The organism is Pontixanthobacter gangjinensis, assembly GCF_009827545.1.
Lineage (GTDB): Bacteria > Pseudomonadota > Alphaproteobacteria > Sphingomonadales > Sphingomonadaceae > Pontixanthobacter > Pontixanthobacter gangjinensis.
Genome location: NZ_WTYS01000001.1, coordinates 1,845,852 through 1,865,431, shown reverse-complemented (window position 1 = coordinate 1,865,431; position 19,580 = coordinate 1,845,852). Strand labels below are relative to the sequence as shown.

Below are 19,580 nucleotides of genomic sequence, written 5' to 3'. Positions count from 1 at the left end.
AATTGTCACGAATAATTCTCGTCTGGGCACTTAGAAATTCCGCTTCGCCGAATTTTCTGCGCGCCACATCGTTTTGGACTTGCGGTTCATATTTGTTGTGACACGGTTGATTGATGGTCTTCAAAAATATCTTTGCAATTGCTGCGGCTATCGCGCTGACGTCACCACTTTCTCCCGCCATGTCGCAGGACATGCCTTTTGAGTCCTATCTGCAGCTGCTGATAGCCAAGGCGAGGGCGGAGGGCGTTAGCGAGCCAACGCTTCGTCGGATGACTTCCGATCTCACGCCGAACCTGCGCGTCATTTCTCTCGATCAAGCGCAGCCTGGTACTCCTACGCGAAGCGGTTACCCCGCACTAGCCCCCTATATCGACACACATGTGAACCCGACACGGATTAGGCGGGGCCGTGACATGTTCCGCGCCACCGCTGGCATCAGGAGCGAAGTAGAACGTCAATATGGCGTTCCCTCAGAAATGTTGATGGCGATCTGGGGCCACGAAACAAATTACGGTGGGTATAAAGGAAACTTCGACCTCTCCCGCTCGCTTGCCACCTTAGCTTGGGAAGGGCGCCGCCGGGATTTGTTCGCAAGCGAATGGGTCGCTTTGATGAAGGTCGCGGATAAGGGTTATGCGCGCTCCGATTTGGTTGGCAGCTGGGCGGGAGCATTTGGCAATCCGCAATTCTTGCCAAGCGTATATCTACGCCTTGCGACAGACGGCGATGGTGATGGGCGCGCCGATATCTTCAACAATCGGGCTGATACGCTCGCCTCAATCGCCAGATATTTCAAGGATTCAGGCTGGCGCAGCGGCGAACCGTGGGGAGTTCGTGCCTCCGTGCCTGCCAATCTTGACCGGTCTGCCATCGAAAGCAAACTTGTTTCGCCCGTCTGTTCGCGTGTTCATGAGCGCCACAGCCAATGGAAAACGGTGCGAGAATGGCGTGATTTGGGCGTTCAGCCACAAAAATATCTTGCAGATGATGTGATGGCTTCATTCTTCCAGCCCGACGGAATTGGAAAACCTGCATGGCTCTTAACCGCAAATTATAGGGTTATCCTCGAATATAACTGCTCCAACTACTACGCTATGAGTGTGGGATTGCTTGCAGATGAGATTGCCAAATAGAGTTTCGACCCGTTTTCCAGCCTATTTCTGGGCGCTTGGCCTGACGGCCTTGCTTGCCGCATGTGGCCGCGGCGGAAACGATCCTTCAGCGCTGGTTTCAGCAACCGATGGCCCTTCATCTGTCCAGAGCGGACCTGCGGCTGATTACCCGGTTATTGTCGGCGATCCCTATTATATCGGCCAGACGCTTTATACGCCTTTCGATACGATGAATTATGACGAGGTCGGCTATGCTATGGCCGATCCCGAAGGCGGCAGTGGCGTGACCGTTTCGCACCGTACCTTACCCATGCCGAGCTATGTCGAGATTACCGCATTGGATAGCGGTAAAACCATTTTGGCCCGTGTAGAGCGACGAGGTCCGATGACCGGCAACGGAGTGGTAGGCCTGTCGAATGCTGCACAACGTCAGCTTGAAGTTTCAAACAGGGCTCCAATCCGAATCCGGCGCGTCAATTCTGCAGAAGTCGATCGCGCCAAATTGCGCGGCGGTGAAGCAGCCCCAGCGCGGATGGATACGCCGAAATCGTTGCTCGCCGTCTTAAAGCGAAAACTGCCCGAAGCGGGCGCAGCGAGCCTCGCTGTTGCTCAGCAGGCGACACCGGAAACGGCACCGGCACCGGCACCGGCTTTGGCAAAAGCACCCGCTACTGCGATGGCCGCAGCAAGAGAGCTTCCAGCAGTTCCAAAGGCAATGGCAGCCGCAACCCCTGGTTCAACACCGTTCGAAAATGCGTTTAGTACGACAGGTCGCAAAGCCGTCACCGCCTATCCGCTTGCGCCCATAACTGGATCAAAACCGCCAATTGCAGCGCAGGCTGCAACGCCCCTGGCAAAGATTGCGACTAACGATGCGCCCAAACCGGTATCGCCAGCCTCTACGGCACCGACCCAATCACAAGTGACCGCGAATTTCGTGATTCAGGCAGCGGCATTTTCCAGCAAAGACAATGCTGACCGCGTTGCCGATTCGATAGATGGCTTCGTCCAGAAATCGGGTCGGTTCTACCGAGTGCGCAAGGGGCCGTTCGCAAATCGTGGACAGGCTGAAGCGGCACTCGCAAAGGTGCGCGCAGCAGGGTATAGCGACGCTCGTGTATTCACTGCGGGGTAAATAGCCGGCTCCTGCCCGGCAGCGGGAGCTATTTTGTTAAGGTTGACTAGTATTTCTGGTGCAATTCTGGCGGCCTTGGGTCTCGGCGCCTTGCCCAATGCTGCCCTTCAGACTGACGTTCAGGAAATCACAGACGGCGCACCAGTCGCGTTGCTGTTTGATATGACTTCAGGCCAAACCCTTTACAGCCGTAACGCTGACAGGCGGTTTATTCCCGCTTCAATTACCAAAGTGATGAGCGCGTTCGTCGCGTTTGAACTGATTGATGACGGCCAGCTATCACTTGACCAATCAATGACGATGAGCGCCGCCGCTGGCGAAGAATGGCACCGTAAGGGGTCAACCATGTTCCTCGACACCGGCGATGAGGTTAGTGTCCATACTCTGTTGCAAGGCATAACATCAGTTTCGGCCAATGATGCCAGCATTGTGTTGGCCGAAGGCGCGCTTGGATCGGTCGATAAATGGACCAAGCGGATGAACCAGACCGCGCTCGAACTGAAAATGTATGACAGTCATTTTGGTACGCCCAACGGTTGGCCTGATGACGGTAAAACCTTCACCACGGCGCATGATCTGCAATTGCTTGCCCTGGCCTTGATTAAGAAGCATCCCGATAAATATGCGCGCTATTTCGGCAAGGAGGGCCTTCGCTATAATGGCTATGCTCAGGCCAATCATGACCCTATCTCAGGCGTAGTGGAAGGAGCAGACGGGATCAAAACCGGGTACACAAATCAAGCAGGTCACGGGTTTTTGGGGAGCGCCCAACGCGGTGGGGCCCGATTAATCATGGTGACCGCTGCGATCGATAACGAGCCTTTGAGGGCAGAGATCGCACGTGACTTGATCAATTGGGGCTTTGACAATTTCGAACGCAAAACATGGTTCTCCGGCAGTAAAAGGATTGGCAACGCCCGTGTTCAGAACGGGATGGAGAAGGTGGTAGCTCTGGAGACGGGGGACTCGGTTCTGATCGCGCTACCGCTCAGTGCTAAGGTCGCCCCGACGTTCAAGATTGTCTATGATGGACCGTTGGAAGCGCCAATCTCGAAGGGTGAAATGGTGGCTGAATTAGAAGTATCCGTGCCTGGCCTGCCAGCTTCGCGCATCCCGCTTCTGGCGGCGAAGAGCGTCAACGAAGCGAATGCGCTGCAACGAATTGCCAACGCATTTGACCGGTGGTTTGGCTGATGCGGGGTAAATTCATCGCCTTCGAAGGAGGGGAGGGGACTGGTAAATCTACGCAGGCACGCTTGCTCTCGGATCATATCGAGAAGAACGGCAAGCAATGCGTTTTGACCCGCGAACCAGGTGGAACCGTAGGCGCAGAAGCCATTCGCGCCTTATTACTTGATCCGCCGGGCAGCGGGTGGGGGGCAAGGGCCGAGGCATTGCTGTTCGCAGCGGCACGATCCGACCATGTCGAAAAGCTGATCAATCCTGCACTGACCGAGGGCAAATGGGTAATCTGTGACCGCTATCTCGATTCAAGCCGGGCATATCAGGGCGGCGCTGGCAGTGTTGGGGATGAGGCAGTGCTTACTCTGCACGAAATTGGCAGCAAGGGGTTGCGCCCTGATCTGACATTGTTGGTAACCGTCCCCGCCGATTTGATCAATCAACGCCTCACAGCAAGAGATGCGGGCCAATCTGACGCGATCGGGGGGCGCAATGCCGCCTATCATCAGGCAGTCGCGGACACATTTATCAAATTGGCTAAGCGCGAACCTGAAAATTTTGTATTGATCGATGGCGTAGGTTCCGTCGATCAGGTGAGTATGCGCATCTTGCAGGCTGTAACGGATCGATTTGGAGCTGAACTTTGACGCTTATCGGCCACGATGATGCTTGGCAGCAATGGCGCACTGCGCTGGCTGGCGAACGGATGCACCATGCGTGGATGCTTACGGGCCGAAGTGGTCTTGGTAAAATGCAATTCGCTCATCAGGCAGCGCGCGAACTGGTCGCAGAACCGGGCACCACACAGCCTGCCGGGCACCATCCTGATATCCACATCCTGCAGCGACTACCTAAGGATGAGAAAGAAGAAAAGAAGCAGGCAGATGGCAAGCCGTTCGATTCCAAGCGCAACATTACTGTTGCACAGATTCGGGCCATGCAGCAGCGGCTCAATACACGCCCGACCTTGGGATCGAGGCGCGCAATCATTATCGACCCGTCGGACGATTTGGAGAAAGGTGCCTCTAACGCATTGCTGAAAAGCCTTGAAGAGCCGCCGATTGGCACGTTTTTCCTGCTGATTACGCACCGTCCTGCCCGTTTGCTGCCAACCATACGTTCGCGCTGCCGGATCGTTCGTTTCCCCGTTGTATCCGATGAGGAACTGGCGTTTTTCCTGTCGCGCGAAGCACCGGATGCCAATCCTGCCACACGGCAGGCGGCAATCGTTGCCGCATCGGGTTCCCCCGGTGCGGCCTTGGATTTCGTCGACCGCGATCTCGGCACGCTATTCAGCTTGATGCAATCGATTGTCCGTGAAGGCGATCCCGATTTTCAGCACCGAGGCAGATTGTCCGAAGCCATTGGTGCCCGCCCAAACCGTGACCGAATCCAGGCGACAATCGATCTTGCGCGCTCGGTGCTGGCCGGAACGACAAGCGATGCCGCCAAAGCCGGCTATCCCGCTTTGGTGGATGCCCATGCTGAGTTGGTCAAACTCGGCAGCCAGGCGCCCATGTATAATTTTGACCCAGGATTGCTAATCGCCGAAATCGGGACCTTGCTTGCCTCTGCCGCTCCACCTAGGGATCGCGCCAATGTCTAAACCTTATTATATCACGACCGCGATCAGCTATCCCAATGGCAAACCGCATATCGGCCACGCCTATGAGGCAATTGCCGCCGACGTCATCGCCCGTTTCCAACGTGCGCAAGGCAGAGAAGTCCGTTTCCAGACGGGAACCGACGAACACGGCCTGAAAATGGCGCGAAAGGCGGAAGAGCAGGGCCGGACAGCGCGCGAATTGGCCGACGAAATGTCCGGCTATTTTCAACAAATGTGCGACGCGTTGAATGTCAGCTATGATCGATTTATTCGGACGGTTGAAGATGACCACCACCGGGCCAGCCAGGCCTTGTGGCAAGCAATGGAGGCCAAGGGCGACCTGTATCTAGACCGCTACGAAGGCTGGTATTCTGTCCGCGATGAAGCATATTATGACGAAAAAGAACTAACCCAAGGAGAGGGCAGCGAGAAGCTCTCTCCACAAGGTACTCCGGTCGAATGGACCGTTGAAGAAAGCTGGTTTTTCCGGCTGTCCAAATATCAAGACGCATTGCTGAATCTGTTCGAAGAAACTCCCGAATTTTTGCAGCCAGACAGTCGCCGCAACGAAATGATCAGCTTTGTTTCCGGCGGGCTTCGCGACCTGTCGATTTCGCGAACGAGCTTCGATTGGGGCGTGAAAGTACCGGGTAGCGACGGCCATGTTATGTATGTCTGGGTTGACGCACTTACCAACTATCTTACTGGTCTCGGCTATCCAGATATGGACGGCGATATGGCCAAATTCTGGCCTGCTGATTTACACTTGATCGGCAAAGACATCGTTCGTTTCCACACGGTTTATTGGCCAGCGTTCCTGATGAGCGCTGATTTGCCGCTGCCGAAGAAGGTATTCGGCCACGGCTTCCTCCTCAATCGCGGGGAAAAAGAGAGTAAATCTCTTGGCAATGTCACCGATCCGATTGAATTGGCAGAGAAATTCGGAGTCGATACGCTACGGTATTTCCTGATGCGCGAAGTCGCGTTCGGGCAAGATGGAAGTTATTCACCAGAAGCAATTGTTACGCGTGCCAATGCCGAACTGGCAAACAGCTTCGGCAACTTGGCGCAGCGAACTTTATCCATGATTTTCAAGAATATGGATGGACTTCTTACAAGTGAATACGCCGTTCATGAAGATGACGTTACGCTGTCAAATGAAGTTGAGTCCGCCTCCGCATCGCTGAGAACATCGTTCGAAAACCTCGCTTTCAGCGATGGGCTTGATGCCTGGATGAAGGGGGTGTTCGCTTGCAACCAATTCGTTGATGAGCAAGCCCCATGGACCTTGCGAAAAACCGACCCTGAGCGGATGAAAGCCGTACTGCTCACACTTTTCAAGCAAGTTTACCAGCTAGCTATCGCAGTGCGGCCCGTTGTGCCGACCGCTATCGATAATTTGCTCGACCAGATGGGGATTCCATCAGATAAACGTGATTATGAAGCCGCGCAAAATATTGAGTGGTTTGAGCGTCTTGTGGCGGCAAACTTCACCATTCAGAAGCCCGAAGGTGTATTCCCGCGCCTCGACATGCCAGAACCGGAAGCCGTCTGATGCTCATTGATAGCCATTGCCACCTTGAATATAAGGGCCTGGTCGAGGACCAGCAGGCGGTTCTGGACCGCGCCCGCTCCGCTGGTGTCAAAGGTTTCCTGAACATTTCGACCAAGCATAGCGAATGGGGCCAAGTTGTCGCAACTGCTGCTCGTGAAAATGACGTTTGGGCCAGCGTTGGCATTCATCCTCACGAGGCAGACGAACACGCTGATCTGGATATCGACGTTCTACGAGAAGCGGTCAGCCATCCAAAAGTCATCGCCATCGGTGAAACCGGGTTAGATTATTATTACGATAAATCAGACCGTTCGGTGCAACAGGCGCTATTCCGTCTACACATCAAGGTTGCGCGCGAAACCGGCCTTCCAGTGATCATTCACACACGGGACGCTGAGAATGATACGGCGGCAATTCTTGAAGAAGAATTGGGGAAGGGGGCCTTTCCCGCGTTAATTCACTGTTTCACAGCCTCGTACGATTTTGGCCGCAAGGTTCTCGATTTGGGCCTGACAATCTCGTTATCAGGCATTGTCACTTTTAAGAATGCCAAGGAACTTCAGGGTATTGCAGCAGAATTGCCGCATGACCGGATATTGGTCGAAACTGACAGTCCGTTCCTCGCGCCAGTTCCGCATCGGGGCAAAGTTTGCGAGCCTGCCTTCGTCCACAATACGGCGCAATTTGTGGCTGGATTGCGCGGGGTTTCTGTCGAAGAGTTGGGCGAGACCACCAGCGACAATTTCTTCAAACTGTTTACGAAAGCGGCTGCATGAAATTGATAATGCTTGGTTCTGGTACATCGACCGGAGTGCCGCGCATTGGCAATGATTGGGGTGAATGTGACCCGAATGAGCCAAAGAACCGGCGAAGCAGAGTTTCGATTATCGTAGAAAGTGCCTCGGGAAGCAGACTGTTAGTCGATACCTCTACCGATTTGCGGCAACAATTTCTCGACAATGGGATTGACCGCATTGACGGCGTATTCTGGACACATGATCATGCTGATCACTGTCACGGAATCGACGATCTTCGTGTGCTGAGGTTCGACCGGAAGGGCCCTATACCCGGGTACGGATCAACAGAAACAGTCAGGCGATTGCGCCAGCGGTTTGACTACATTTTCGCAGGCCAGCATGGCTATCCGACAATCTGCAGCCTGGATATTGTCGACCGGATCCGAATGTGCGCCGGCTTCGGTGTAGAATGGTGCCAGATGCCACATGGACCTACGGAAAGCACCGCATTCCGATTTGATACCGATGGAAAATCAATTGTTTATGCGACAGATTTCAGCGAGATTACCGACGAGATGGTCGATTTGATGGAAGGCTGCGACATCCTTGTCAGCGATTGCCTCAAGCGAAAAAAGCATCCGACCCATGCAAATTTGGAAATGGCGCTTGAACTGGCAAAGCGAACCGGCGCGAGAAAGACGGTACTGAGTCATTTGGACAAAACGATGGATTATGCGAGCCTATGCGCCGAAGTCCCTGATAATGTTCTGGTAGGCTTTGACGGATTGGAATTGACGGCGTGATGGGATTTGAACCGGTAAACATTGTCTGGGCACTCGGCGCGTTGATCTTAGCTGGCAGTGCCTTGACCGGATATCAGCTGAACTGGCGTAAGAGCATTGTCTATATCCTGATGTGGGGTGCGATTTTCGCTGGAGTAACGCTGTTCATTGACGCTGTCCGGTAATTCGACTTCCCTACGATGTGGTATATTATTTAACATAATATATATTATCATTCTTAGATCGAGCAAGAGATGACTGACCAAATCACCCGCCTCCTCTCGATTATGGCACGCCTTCGGGATCCGTCGACCGGATGCGAATGGGATCTCGCTCAATCATTTACCAGCATTGCTCCATATACGGTCGAAGAAGCGTACGAAGTCGCCGACGCGATCGAGCGTGATGACATGGCGGATCTTAAGGGCGAGCTTGGCGACCTTCTCCTTCAAGTCGTTTTTCATTCCAGAATGGCCGAAGAAGCAGGTCATTTTCAATTCAGCGACGTGGCCGCATCAATCTCCGAGAAAATGGAAAACCGCCATCCGCATATCTTTGGCGGTGAAGGCGGCCAAATGGAAGAACGCCGTTGGGAAGCGCTGAAAGAAAAAGAGCGCGCAGCCAAAGGCGAAAACAGCGCAATGGACGGCGTTGCATCTGCTTTGCCCGCCCTACTCCGCGCCGAAAAGCTTCAAAAGAGGGCAGCTCGTACAGGCTTTGATTGGCCCGATGCTAATGGGCCGTCGGCAAAGGTCCGTGAAGAAATGCTAGAACTGGCGGAAGCAAGTGACGAGGATAAGGCAGAAGAGGCAGGCGATCTGCTCTTCGCGGCTGTGAATCTGGTTCGAGCCTACGGAATTGCGCCTGAAGATGCTCTGCGACAAGCCAATGTCAAATTCGAGCGACGTTTTCGGGCAATGGAAGAAAAAGCAGCGGGTGAATTTGCCAGTCTGTTAATCGATCAACAGGAATCATTGTGGCAGGATGTTAAGTTAGACGAGAAAGCTTAGATACTTTCGAACCGTCCGAACTCTTTGGGCGTAAGGCGGACATGTAAGGCCCTCAGCGGACCTTCCGCATCTGATCCTGCTTCTTCCTCGCTCAAAACCTGACCGTGAGCATGCAACCAGGCAATCTTTTGCCCCGCTGAAGCTGGCAACAAAAAATGATGTTCTCTCGCGCCTTGCGTCAGCAATGTATCAAGCTCCGTAACGAGCGTGTCGATACCTTCGCCGGTCACAGCCGAGATCGGCAAAATCATGTCGTCGCCGGCCGCTATTTCAGCGAGCTCTTCGCGGCTTTCGGAATCCAGCAAGTCCCATTTATTCCACGCTTCGACTATGGGAATAGTGGAAATACCATCTTCACTGTCGATCACGCCCAAATCGGCCAAAACGGCCAAAACCTGGCTTTTTTGAGCAGCTGCGGACGGGTTGGATATATCGCGAACGTGCACAATAACGTCAGCAGCGGTCACTTCTTCCAATGTGGCCCGGAATGCTGCCACCAATTGCGTCGGCAAATCCGAAATAAACCCGACTGTATCCGATAAAATGGCCTTCTCGACGCCCGGCAACCGTACAGCGCGCATCGTCGGATCAAGCGTCGCAAACAGTAGATCCTCTGCCATGACATCGGCGCCTGTCATTTTATTGAAAAGGGTCGATTTCCCTGCGTTTGTATAGCCTACCAGCGCGATAATCGGCCAAGGCGCCCTTCCCCGTCGCTCCCTATGTAGCGCTCGAGTTTTCCGAACCTGTTCCAGTTCCTTTCGCAGCCGAGCCATCCTCTGGCGGATCATTCGGCGGTCGGCCTCGATCTGTGTCTCGCCCGGCCCGCCCAGGAAGCCGAAGCCCCCGCGCTGCCGTTCCAAGTGGGTCCAGCTTCGGACAAGCCGGCTTTGCTGGTAATCCAGATGAGCAAGCTCAACCTGCAATCTACCTTCAGCCGTCGCAGCTCTCTCGCCGAAGATTTCCAGAATCAAGCCGGTGCGGTCGATGACCTTGAGCTTCAATTTCTCTTCGAGATTACGCTGTTGAATGGGCGACAGGGCGCCGTCCACAATTACCAATTCGGCTTCTTCCAAAGCGCATGCAGCCTGAATGTTGTCGACCTGCCCCGCCCCAAATAGCGTATTCGGCTTCACATCGCGCACCGGAATTATGGTCGCTTGCACCACAATAATACCGATAGCCAGTGCGAGACCGCAAGCCTCCTCGAGCCGCGCCTCTGCATCGAGGTCATAGCTGACACCCCGAATGTCGGGACATACGACGACAGCCCGCGCCCCGCGCGAGACTTCGCCCATCAAGTTGTCATCAAAGCTCAGACTTCTTCGCCTTCCCAATCGCCGGACAAATCAACGTGCTTGTCAGGCTGGATGGTGGACACTGCGTGTTTGTAGGCCAGTTGAACGAAGCCATCACGCTCCAACAACATGCAGAATAGATCATAGGCAGCAATTGATCCTTGCAGCATCACGCCATTGACCAGAAACATGGTCACATGCGTGTCTGCATCTCGTACGCTGCTCAGAAACACGTCTTGTAATAACCGCTGCTTACGGTTGCTATCGGTGCTTCCGAATTGCGAGGGATCAATCGGCTGGCCCGGCATGATCGTAGAAATGGCATGTTTGCAAACCAGCTGGGTCTGACCATCCCGGCGCAGCAGGATCGAAAAATTATCAAACCATGTCACAATGCCTTGCAGCTTCACGCCTTTCACCAGAAACATTGTGACGGGCACTTTGTCTTTGCGGAGCATGTTAAGGAATGCATCCTGCAAATTCGCGTGTTTGGTGCTCGGGGCCGGCGCCGGATCAGGGGCCGTTTGAACGGCGCGAGCCGTTAGTGTACGTCCTTCGGACATGATTTTCTCCATTATTGGCGACCAGCTTCGCTGGCTCGCAATCTGACGCCTGATAATACTCTGCGCCGATAATTGTCCTTAAACTATGGAGTTTCATTCTACTTTACAATTGGAAATATGAGAAACCTCGTGACATTTCCTTCTAATCATCATTACCCTTCTTTCGGTCACCCATCCCCAGCAATTTCAATTTGCGGTGGAGCGCCGACCGTTCCATCCCGATAAAGCTAGCCGTTTTCGAGATATTGCCAGAGAAACGTCGTATTTGGACGCTCAGATATTCACGCTCGAAGGTCTCGCGAGCCTCTCTCAGTGGGGCGCCCATTAGGGCGGCGATACCACCGCCACCACCCAGCTTCCCACCAGTGACTTCGCTTGGCAGCATCGAGGTCTCGATGGTTTCAATCTCGTCTCGCGGGGTTAGGATAATTGTGCGTTCAATGACATTGCGCAATTGGCGTACATTGCCTGGCCAATCATATGCCTGAAGCGCCGCCATGGCTTCCTCTGAAACATCTGGTGCCGGAATACCCTGTTCAGCCGCATGACGGGTAAAGAAATGTGCTGACAAAGCAGGGATGTCATCGCGCCGCTCGGCAAGCGACGGGATTGTCACAGGAACCACATTCAGCCTGTAGAATAGATCTTCGCGGAAGCGTTTCTCCTCAATTTCAGTCTGAAGATCGCGAGCCGTGGATGAAACCACCCGAACATCAACACCGATCTGACGACTGCCGCCAACGCGGACAAAGCTCTGATCAGTAAGGACCCGCAATATACGTGCTTGCGTTGACAGCGGCATATCTGCGACCTCATCGAGGTAAAGTGTTCCGCCATTGGCCATTTCCAAAAGGCCGGGCCGCACAAGCTTGCCACCCGTTTCCTCACCAAACAGTTCTTGCTCGAACCGTTCTGGAGTAATGCGAGCCGAATTGACGATGACAAATGCGTTTTTCTCGCGTGGGCTCCAACTATGAAGTAGTCGCGCTGCGACTTCCTTGCCTGCGCCCGCTGGGCCGGTAATCAGCACGCGACTGCCAGTTGAGGCAACCCGCTTTAAAGTCGCGCGCACCTGATTAATTGCGGCCGAATTGCCAGTAAATTCCTCGCCCCTACCGAATCCTTTGCGGAGCCGGTTATTCTCTCGCCTTAGCCTTTCCGTCTCGGTTGCGCGTCCGACAAGCAAGAGCAAACGCTCGGCTTCAAATGGCTTCTCGATAAAGTCCATTGCTCCGCGGCTAACGGCGGAAACAGCGGTGTCGATATTACCGTGACCAGAAAAGATAATGACCGGCAATTCAGGCTCGCGCTGCTTGATGGCATCGAGCACTTCGAGCCCGTCCATAGGGCTACCATGCAACCATACATCCAATAGCACGACGCTTGGACGCTTCTCATCCACAAGGGTCAACGCTGTTGTACTGTCGGCGGCTGTTCGGCATTGGTAGCCTTCATCGCTCAACACTCCTGCGACTAGGTCACGAATGTCGCGCTCATCGTCGACTATCAGGATATCTAGCGCCATTGCGCAGCTCCATTTCTGGTTTTGGAATGTGTTTCATTGGGTTTGATTATCATGGGCCGACCTCATCCATTTCGGGCGCAGGGTCGCGAGCAAACCTTAGCGTGACGCGGGTGCCACCAATAAACGTAGAGGCAAAATTCATATCCCCGCTATGTTCTTCGACAATCTTATTCACGATTGCGAGCCCAAGTCCGGTGCCCTTGTCACGTGTGGTTACATAAGGTTCCACTATACGCTCGCTATCTTTCGGCAATCCGACACCGTTGTCCTCAACCTCAACAACGATCTTCTTATCATCGGCGGACATTATTATGGCGACTTGCCCGCGATAATCTGTCTCGGATAATTTCGCCTTGGCCTCAACGGCTTCAACCGCATTCTTCAAAACATTGGTCAACGCCTGGCCGACTTGATGGCGGTCACAGGCAATCAATAGCGGCGGCTCCAAATCGGTCGAAAATTTGAAATCGATCTGGGGATGAGCAACCTCCTGAAGAAATAGCGCTTGCCTAACTAAATCGAGCGCGTCCTCCGTCCGAAAAACTGGTTTTGGCAGCCTTGCAAAGGAGGAGAATTCATCGACCATTTTGCGCAAATCGCCAACTTGGCGGACAATCGTATTGGTCAAATCATCGAACAGTTCTGTATCCACCTCAATCTGCTTGCGGTACCTCCGCTTCAAACGCTCGGTCGCAAGCTGAATCGGTGTCAGAGGGTTTTTAATTTCATGCGCGATACGGCGCGCAACATCCGACCACGCTGCTTGCCTTTGATCTAGCAACTGGCGGGTAATATCTTCGAACGTGATCACCTGTCCATCGGGAGTGTCAGCAATCTTGACTGCCAAGGTTAAGAGGTCGCCATCACGGCTATAAGTGACGATCCCGCTGGCTAGCCTAGCGTCCATTAGATTGGTGAGCTGTGGCGCGACTACGCTTAAATCAGCCCCGGCAACATCGCCCGCATCCGGCGCAAGCAAGACATGCTGCGCAGTGCTGTTCATAAGTAAAATCGAACCGGCACTATCAACCGAGATAATCCCTGCAGAAGTGGATTCGAGCAATGTTTCCATAAACACGCGGCGCTGGTCCAATTGGGCGTTGGCCCTGACTAAATCGCCCGTTTGTTTTTCGATTTGCGCGGTCATTCTGTTGAACGCGCGGTTGAGTTGACCGATTTCGTCAGCGCCTGTTCGCCCTTCCACTCGCAAGGCGAAATTACCTGCGCCCACCTTGCGCGCGGCGCCAACCAGATCGGTTAAAGGTTCTACCTGTCTGTCTGCAAAACGGAGCGCGAACCACACAGCAATGCCAACAAGCGCGAGCGAAACAAAGAACAGTGCAAGATTGAACCGGAGTTGCAGCGCGCGGGCCCTATTGGTCAAAACATCATAAGCTGCCGAAATTGACTTCGCGCTTTCCCATTGGCTGAACGGACCGGATTCAGAATTGCGTGCGTTATACAGATATACCCCGCCTGCCTGGTCTATTGGAGAGAGCGCTTCAATTCGCTTCTCATTTGCCGCAACCACCACCCCTTCCCCATCGTCGAGACGCGCTACTGCATTCAGCGCATAATTGACCGGGACATTGTCTTCACTGAGATTAATTACAATCGCGGTTCTAAAACTACCATCTTCAACCCGCTGCAATATCGCAGTCTCGTTCAGCTCGCGGCCTTGCATCTGATAATTGTAGAAATCGATGAATTCATCATCTGCAATTGTTTCCGTGCGAAGATAGGCGCGCAAATCATTCGCCATCGTGATGGTATGATTGCCGACTTGGACCTGGTTCTGCTCGTAATACCCCTGAGCCAATTCATTGGCGTTGCGCATCAACCCTCGTGAATTATCCGAGAACCAGAAATCAACACCCGATTGGAACAACACAGCAGCGAAGGCAGCGACCAACAGCGTGGGGATCGCAGCCACCAGGGAAAAGAAGAATACCAGTCTAGTGTGCAGCCGTGCTGTACTGCCTGCAGCACGTTTTATTGCTCTTCGGCGACCGAACAGCACTAGCAACGCCATCGACGGTATCAGCGTCCCGATCAACAAAACAGCCACCTGCCCCGAAGGCAGTAGCTCGCCATTCTCCGGAGCAGTAGTGAAAGCAATGTATGTTGCGGTGATCATCACAACCACCGAGATTGCAGCAAGTATTTCCAAAATGAGGAAAAAATTGGCCCGCCGCGACGCAACGACAAATTTGCGCCACCATCTGGGGCTCTTGCTTGCCGCGGTCATGGATGCGCCGTTCATAGTGGCATACTTACAACGATAGTGTTGTAATTATGCAAGCAGTTTTTCGGTGAGACGTTGTAAAACAGCGCCTACCGGCGCTTATGAAGCTGAAAAATCTTCAGGCTCTATGGATAATTCGCCGATCCTCTTGCGCAACGTGTTGCGGTTTATCCCCAAAATGCGCGCGGCTTTGAGCTGATTGCCGCCGGTTTGACGCAGAGCCCATTCAAATAACGGTTTTTCAAATGCTGCTTCTGCCGCATGATAGACCGTGCCAGCGGCCGGATTCGCACGCTCCATCCAACTTTGCAACGCGGGACCGAACCCGTGATCAATCGAAACAGCTTCGGATCTCGCGCTTGCTTCAAGAATTTCGGCGACACTTTCGCGATCAATTACATCGTCGCGTGATAGCAGGATGAGGCGGTACATCGTGTTGCGGAATTCACGGACATTACCGGGCCAGCTGTGCGCGCTGAGCAGTTCAAGCGCGGCACTGTCGATTTGCCTCAAGGGCAATCCCTCGGTCACCGCAAGTTTCAAAAAATGCCCGGCCAAAGCTTCGATATCATCGCGGCGTTCACGCAACGGTGGCAATTGGACCGGAACGACATTGAGTCGATAAAACAGATCTTCGCGGAATGTCCCCGCCGCGATCATTGGTTCCAGGTTGCGGTTAGTCGCCGCAACAATCCTGACATTGATTGCAATTTCCTGCCTTCCGCCGACACGGCGAATGCGGCCGGACTGGAGCGTACGCAGCAATCTGGTTTGAGCCTCAATTGGCATATCCCCGATTTCATCGAGGAACAAGGTCCCTCCATTGGCTTGCTCGAACTTGCCAATTGATTGCGTAACCGCGCCGGTGAATGCCCCTTTCTCGTGACCGAACAATTCGCTCTCTATCAAATCGGCCGGAATAGCAGCAGCATTGACCGCAACAAATGGACCGGTCTTTCTGTGTCCGAGCTGATGAATGGCCTCTGCTACCAATTCCTTACCTGTGCCCGATTCACCCAAAATCAGCACAGTTAGATCATTTCGCAAAACGCGAGTAATCATACGGTAGACACCCTGCATCGCTTGGCTACGGCCAACCAGCGGCAAACCATCACCAGATTCTTCAATGTCAGCCGCACTATCAGTTCGATTTCCAACTGCTTGCGACACGGCCCGAACCAGTTCGTCCAGGTCAAACGGCTTGGGGAAATACTCGAAAGCACCGGTTTCGGTGGCCCTAACCGCCGTATCGAGCGTGTTTTGCGCTGAAAGAATAATAACCGGCATCTTAGGATGCTGAACGATCACCTCTGGCAAGGTTTCTATCCCGTCACCATCGGTCAACATGACATCAGTGAGCATTGCCGCGAACCCACCTTGGGCAAGTGCCTTATCGCGCTCCAGGAGACTTTCGCAGCGCAGAATTTCAAAGCCCTCTTCTTCCAGCGCAGCGGTAACTACGGTGGCGATCGCAGCATCATCTTCAACCAGCAGGATCTTGCGCATGTCCGCCTCCTATTCCGCGATGGCCAAGTGGATACGAAATTCGGTTAACTTCAGCAGATCATTGCGTTTGTGGCTAATCCGACCGCCCATATCGCCAACCATCTTCTTGACGAGCGCGAGCCCCAATCCCTGACCATTCTTCTTGGAAGTAACGAAGGGATCGAAAATATGCTCCGTAAGAGATTGGTCGATGCCCGGTCCATTGTCGCTAACGGTCACTTCAATTGGCAGGCGGACCGATTTGCCAGAACCTGTTGTGTTGAAGGCCAGTCCGCTAACAAAGCGCGTTTTCACAGTAACCGTCGGCGCAGGGCATCCTTCACATGCGTCGACAGCGTTGGACAATAAATTGATCAAAACCTGCTCCAACGCATCGCCATTGGACAAAACTGCCGGGAGCGAAGGGTCAAATTCCTCAACAAGCTCAGCCCGATCCTTCACCGCAGCTCTTACCGTTGCCGCTGCATTGCGGATTGACTGATGCAAGTTGATCGGCACGACAGGGTCGGATTGATTGCTTCCCAATTGCTGCATCCGGTCGATCAGCCGCGCAATCCGGTCGACCTCATCTGAAATCATCGAAGTCAGATTGCGGTCTTTATCACCCAGTTTTCTGGCCAATAATTGCCCTGCACCGCGGATTGCCGCCAATGGGTTTTTGATTTCATGCGCCAGTATCGCAGGGGCCTTCAGCGCCGTTGGCGCATCGGGATCATCTCGCATTCCATCCTGCCCGGCGGCAGAGAATGTCAAAACTTTCCAGCCCTGACCTGTTATAATCGGCGACACAGTCAAATTTATCAACCTATCGCCGAGGGGAGTCCCGATGGCTATCCCGCGTGCAACCAATTGCGCATCGGCTGAAACCAGCCTGCTGATGATTTTGGGATCTAAAAAATTGACCGTTTCTGTGAGCGGATGCCCAATCATCCGCGCGGCGCTGCGCCCGAACATATCTTCTGCAGCATGATTTGCCTCGGCAATTGTTTGGGCATCATCAATCAACAGTACCGCAAATAGCATCCCCGCAATCTGTGCGTCGGCAGTTGGCTTAACCTTGATAATCATGCAGCGCGGCGATGAATGAACGGATCATAGAAACGCTCCAGTTCGCCCATCACCTGATCTGGATCATCAATAAAATTCACATGATTACGGAACTCAGCCGAACCGTGCATTCCCTTGGTATACCAACCCAAATGTTTGCGCGCGACTTTGCTACCCACCTCACGGCCGTAATGGTCGAGCATGCCCTTATAATGTTCGATAAGCACCGAATATTGCTCGCCGAAACTCGGACTTTCCAGTCTCTCGCCCGTCTTAAGCCAATGCATGATCTGGCCAAGCAGCCACGGTTTACCATAGGCACCGCGACCTATCATCACGCCATCCGCGCCCGATTGCTCCAACGCTGCCGAAGCGTCATCAACACCGCAAATATCACCATTAACTATAACCGGTATTGATACCGCGTCTTTGACCTTGCGGATGAAGCTCCAATCCGCACTGCCTTTATACATCTGGTTGCGAGTACGTCCGTGAACGGTAATCATTTTCACACCCAAATCCTCGGCGATATGCGCGAGCTCGGGAGCGTTTAAACTGTCATGGTCCCAGCCCATGCGCATTTTGACGGTAACGGGCACCTGAACAGATTTGACCGTATGCTCCATCAACTTTGTCGCGAGCGGTATCTCACGCATCAATGCCGAACCGGCAAATCCGTTGGTCACTTTGCGCACTGGGCAGCCGAAATTAATGTCGATGATTGCGGCGCCGCGATCTTCATTGAGCTTTGCAGCCTCCCCCATGGATACCGGATCGCAGCCGACCAGCTGCATGGAAACCGGATCTTCCGTTTGGTGCCAGGCTGCCTTTTGCAGCGACTGCCGGGTTTCGCGGATCATCGCCTGGCTCGCGATCATCTCGGTTACATTGAGGCCAGATCCATAACGGCGTACGAGCGTGCGGAACGGCATATCGGTCACACCAGTCATCGGCGCGAGGATTACCGGACAATCAATCGTAACGTCACCAATCTGGATCGGCGAGAGTACGGGCGGTGCTGGAATATTACTCATAATCAATCAGTGCCTAAAATTTGGGCAGCGCATAGTGCATTGCAGCATCGGGCGCAAGCAGCTAGCGCACTTGGGAAATGGTAAAGGATACGCCCCTTCCCCGCACCGGAAACTGTTTCGCTGCGATCATTGTCGCAGCCGGCCGCGGTCTGCGAGCGGGCCAACCGTTACCCAAGCAATTTGCCATCTGGCGCGGGAAGCCGGTGCTAAGGCATTCTGCTGAAAGTCTTGCCGCAGCTGGCGCAAATCCGATAATTGTAGCGATACCTGATCACACCCAAGAGATCGCTTCAAAGACGCTTCAAGGGATTAAAAACGTCCACTTTGTGGTCGGAGCGGAAACAAGACAGGGCTCGGTTTCCGCCGCGCTTGAAAGTCTTAGTAACGCCGCGCCGCGCGATGTATTGATCCATGATGCAGCGCGGCCAATCCTGCCTTCAGCCGTGGTCGACCGATTGCTCAATGCGCTTGACTCTATACCGGGGGCAATTCCCGTATTGCCCGTAGTGGATAGCCTGTCACTCGATCATAACGGACTGATGACTGGTTCAGCTGATCGTGACAATTTGCGCAGAGTGCAGACACCGCAGGCGTTCCACTTTGATGCGATCCTCAAAGCCCACCGAAACTGGGAGGGACCGCTAGATGCGGGTGATGACGCGCAAGTCCTTATCGCTAATGGGGGGCAAGTAGCCCATGTGGAAGGCGACGAAGATTTGAAGAAGCTGACTTTTTCGGAGGATTTCATGAGTGATTTGCCAGCAATGCGAACTGGCATGGGATATGATGTCCACCGCTTGGTAGCTGGCGAAGAGCTCTGGCTCGGCGGGATTAAGATAGATCACGAAAAGGGGCTTTCTGGGCACAGCGATGCAGATGTCGCACTGCACGCTGTGGTCGACGCTCTATTGGGGGCCGTTGCAGCAGGCGATATAGGGCAGCATTTCCCCCCAAGCGACCCACGCTGGAAAGGCGCTGCCTCCTCCAAATTTGTTGAACATGCAGCGTCTTTGGTTGCCGAAGCTGGCTATCAAATCGGTAATGTCGATCTGACAATCATCTGCGAAGCGCCGAAAATCGGCCCTTACCGTGATGCAATGCGCGGCGCGATAGCGGAGTTGCTGGGCGTTGACATCGGCCTAGTGAGTGTCAAAGCCACGACTACAGAGCGTCTGGGTTTTGCTGGCCGACAAGAGGGTATCGCGGCGCAAGCGATCGCTACAGTGATAAGAGGAAGTTGATC

18 protein-coding genes are annotated in these 19,580 nt (G+C 53.7%); 11 read left to right on the top strand and 7 right to left on the bottom strand.

The window, feature by feature from the left end:
• Positions 1 to 113 precede the first annotated feature (113 nt).
• The 10 genes from GRI36_RS08785 to mazG all read left to right on the top strand — a co-directional run bounded on the left by GRI36_RS08785 (position 114) and on the right by mazG (position 9,119).
• On the top strand, positions 114 to 1,133 hold the full coding sequence (locus tag GRI36_RS08785; RefSeq protein ID WP_160598122.1) for a lytic murein transglycosylase: 1,020 nt from the start codon (positions 114 to 116) through the stop codon (positions 1,131 to 1,133).
• On the top strand, positions 1,117 to 2,247 hold the full coding sequence (locus GRI36_RS08780) for an SPOR domain-containing protein (RefSeq protein ID WP_160598121.1): 1,131 nt from the start codon (positions 1,117 to 1,119) through the stop codon (positions 2,245 to 2,247). Before GRI36_RS08785 ends, GRI36_RS08780 begins: the two co-directional genes overlap by 17 nt.
• 42 nt (positions 2,248 to 2,289) lie before the next feature.
• A complete protein-coding gene (locus tag GRI36_RS08775; protein ID WP_235902209.1) occupies positions 2,290 to 3,441 on the top strand; it encodes a D-alanyl-D-alanine carboxypeptidase family protein in 1,152 nt (383 codons plus the stop codon).
• Positions 3,438 to 4,076: a dTMP kinase gene (tmk, locus tag GRI36_RS08770; protein WP_160599148.1), complete on the top strand. Its 639-nt coding sequence runs from the start codon at positions 3,438 to 3,440 to the stop codon at positions 4,074 to 4,076. The genes GRI36_RS08775 and tmk overlap by 4 nt, the downstream gene beginning before the upstream one ends.
• Positions 4,073 to 5,035 carry a DNA polymerase III subunit delta' gene (locus GRI36_RS08765; protein WP_160598119.1) on the top strand — a complete coding sequence of 321 codons (963 nt, stop codon included), beginning with the start codon at positions 4,073 to 4,075 and terminating at the stop codon, positions 5,033 to 5,035. Before tmk ends, GRI36_RS08765 begins: the two co-directional genes overlap by 4 nt.
• On the top strand, positions 5,028 to 6,590 hold the full coding sequence (metG, locus tag GRI36_RS08760; RefSeq protein ID WP_160598118.1) for a methionine--tRNA ligase: 1,563 nt from the start codon (positions 5,028 to 5,030) through the stop codon (positions 6,588 to 6,590). Before GRI36_RS08765 ends, metG begins: the two co-directional genes overlap by 8 nt.
• Entirely contained in the window at positions 6,590 to 7,366 is a 777-nt protein-coding gene (locus GRI36_RS08755; RefSeq protein WP_160598117.1) for a TatD family hydrolase, read from the top strand. Before metG ends, GRI36_RS08755 begins: the two co-directional genes overlap by 1 nt.
• Positions 7,363 to 8,130 carry an MBL fold metallo-hydrolase gene (locus tag GRI36_RS08750; protein ID WP_160598116.1) on the top strand — a complete coding sequence of 256 codons (768 nt, stop codon included), beginning with the start codon at positions 7,363 to 7,365 and terminating at the stop codon, positions 8,128 to 8,130. The genes GRI36_RS08755 and GRI36_RS08750 overlap by 4 nt, the downstream gene beginning before the upstream one ends.
• Positions 8,127 to 8,294: a hypothetical protein gene (locus GRI36_RS08745; RefSeq protein ID WP_160598115.1), complete on the top strand. Its 168-nt coding sequence runs from the start codon at positions 8,127 to 8,129 to the stop codon at positions 8,292 to 8,294. Before GRI36_RS08750 ends, GRI36_RS08745 begins: the two co-directional genes overlap by 4 nt.
• A gap of 69 nt (positions 8,295 to 8,363) precedes the next feature.
• Entirely contained in the window at positions 8,364 to 9,119 is a 756-nt protein-coding gene (gene mazG / locus GRI36_RS08740) for a nucleoside triphosphate pyrophosphohydrolase (RefSeq protein ID WP_160598114.1), read from the top strand.
• Here mazG and hflX read toward each other — a convergent pair.
• The 7 genes from hflX to dusB all read right to left on the bottom strand — a co-directional run bounded on the left by hflX (position 9,116) and on the right by dusB (position 18,337).
• Positions 9,116 to 10,417, bottom strand: coding sequence for a GTPase HflX (gene hflX, locus GRI36_RS08735; protein WP_160598113.1), 1,302 nt, complete (start codon positions 10,415 to 10,417; stop codon positions 9,116 to 9,118). The two genes, mazG and hflX, sit on opposite strands and share 4 nt — an antisense overlap.
• Before the next feature lie 17 nt (positions 10,418 to 10,434).
• Entirely contained in the window at positions 10,435 to 10,980 is a 546-nt protein-coding gene (gene hfq / locus GRI36_RS08730; RefSeq protein ID WP_160598112.1) for an RNA chaperone Hfq, read from the bottom strand.
• A 142-nt stretch (positions 10,981 to 11,122) separates the two neighbouring features.
• Entirely contained in the window at positions 11,123 to 12,505 is a 1,383-nt protein-coding gene (gene ntrX / locus GRI36_RS08725; RefSeq protein ID WP_160598111.1) for a nitrogen assimilation response regulator NtrX, read from the bottom strand.
• A 49-nt stretch (positions 12,506 to 12,554) separates the two neighbouring features.
• Positions 12,555 to 14,753, bottom strand: a complete 2,199-nt coding sequence (locus GRI36_RS08720) for a sensor histidine kinase (RefSeq protein WP_160598110.1) — start codon at positions 14,751 to 14,753, stop codon at positions 12,555 to 12,557.
• Positions 14,754 to 14,849: 96 nt separating this feature from the next.
• Complete coding sequence (locus GRI36_RS08715; RefSeq protein ID WP_160598109.1) at positions 14,850 to 16,256, bottom strand: sigma-54-dependent transcriptional regulator; 1,407 nt, start codon at positions 16,254 to 16,256, stop codon at positions 14,850 to 14,852.
• Between the two features lie 9 nt (positions 16,257 to 16,265).
• Positions 16,266 to 17,324: a two-component system sensor histidine kinase NtrB gene (locus GRI36_RS08710; protein WP_160598108.1), complete on the bottom strand. Its 1,059-nt coding sequence runs from the start codon at positions 17,322 to 17,324 to the stop codon at positions 16,266 to 16,268.
• Positions 17,321 to 18,337 carry a tRNA dihydrouridine synthase DusB gene (gene dusB, locus GRI36_RS08705; protein WP_160598107.1) on the bottom strand — a complete coding sequence of 339 codons (1,017 nt, stop codon included), beginning with the start codon at positions 18,335 to 18,337 and terminating at the stop codon, positions 17,321 to 17,323. The genes GRI36_RS08710 and dusB overlap by 4 nt, the downstream gene beginning before the upstream one ends.
• Before the next feature lie 77 nt (positions 18,338 to 18,414).
• Here dusB and GRI36_RS08700 point away from each other — a divergent pair, with 77 nt between their 5' ends.
• Positions 18,415 to 19,578, top strand: coding sequence for a bifunctional 2-C-methyl-D-erythritol 4-phosphate cytidylyltransferase/2-C-methyl-D-erythritol 2,4-cyclodiphosphate synthase (locus GRI36_RS08700; RefSeq protein WP_160598106.1), 1,164 nt, complete (start codon positions 18,415 to 18,417; stop codon positions 19,576 to 19,578).
• Positions 19,579 to 19,580: the final 2 nt, after the last annotated feature.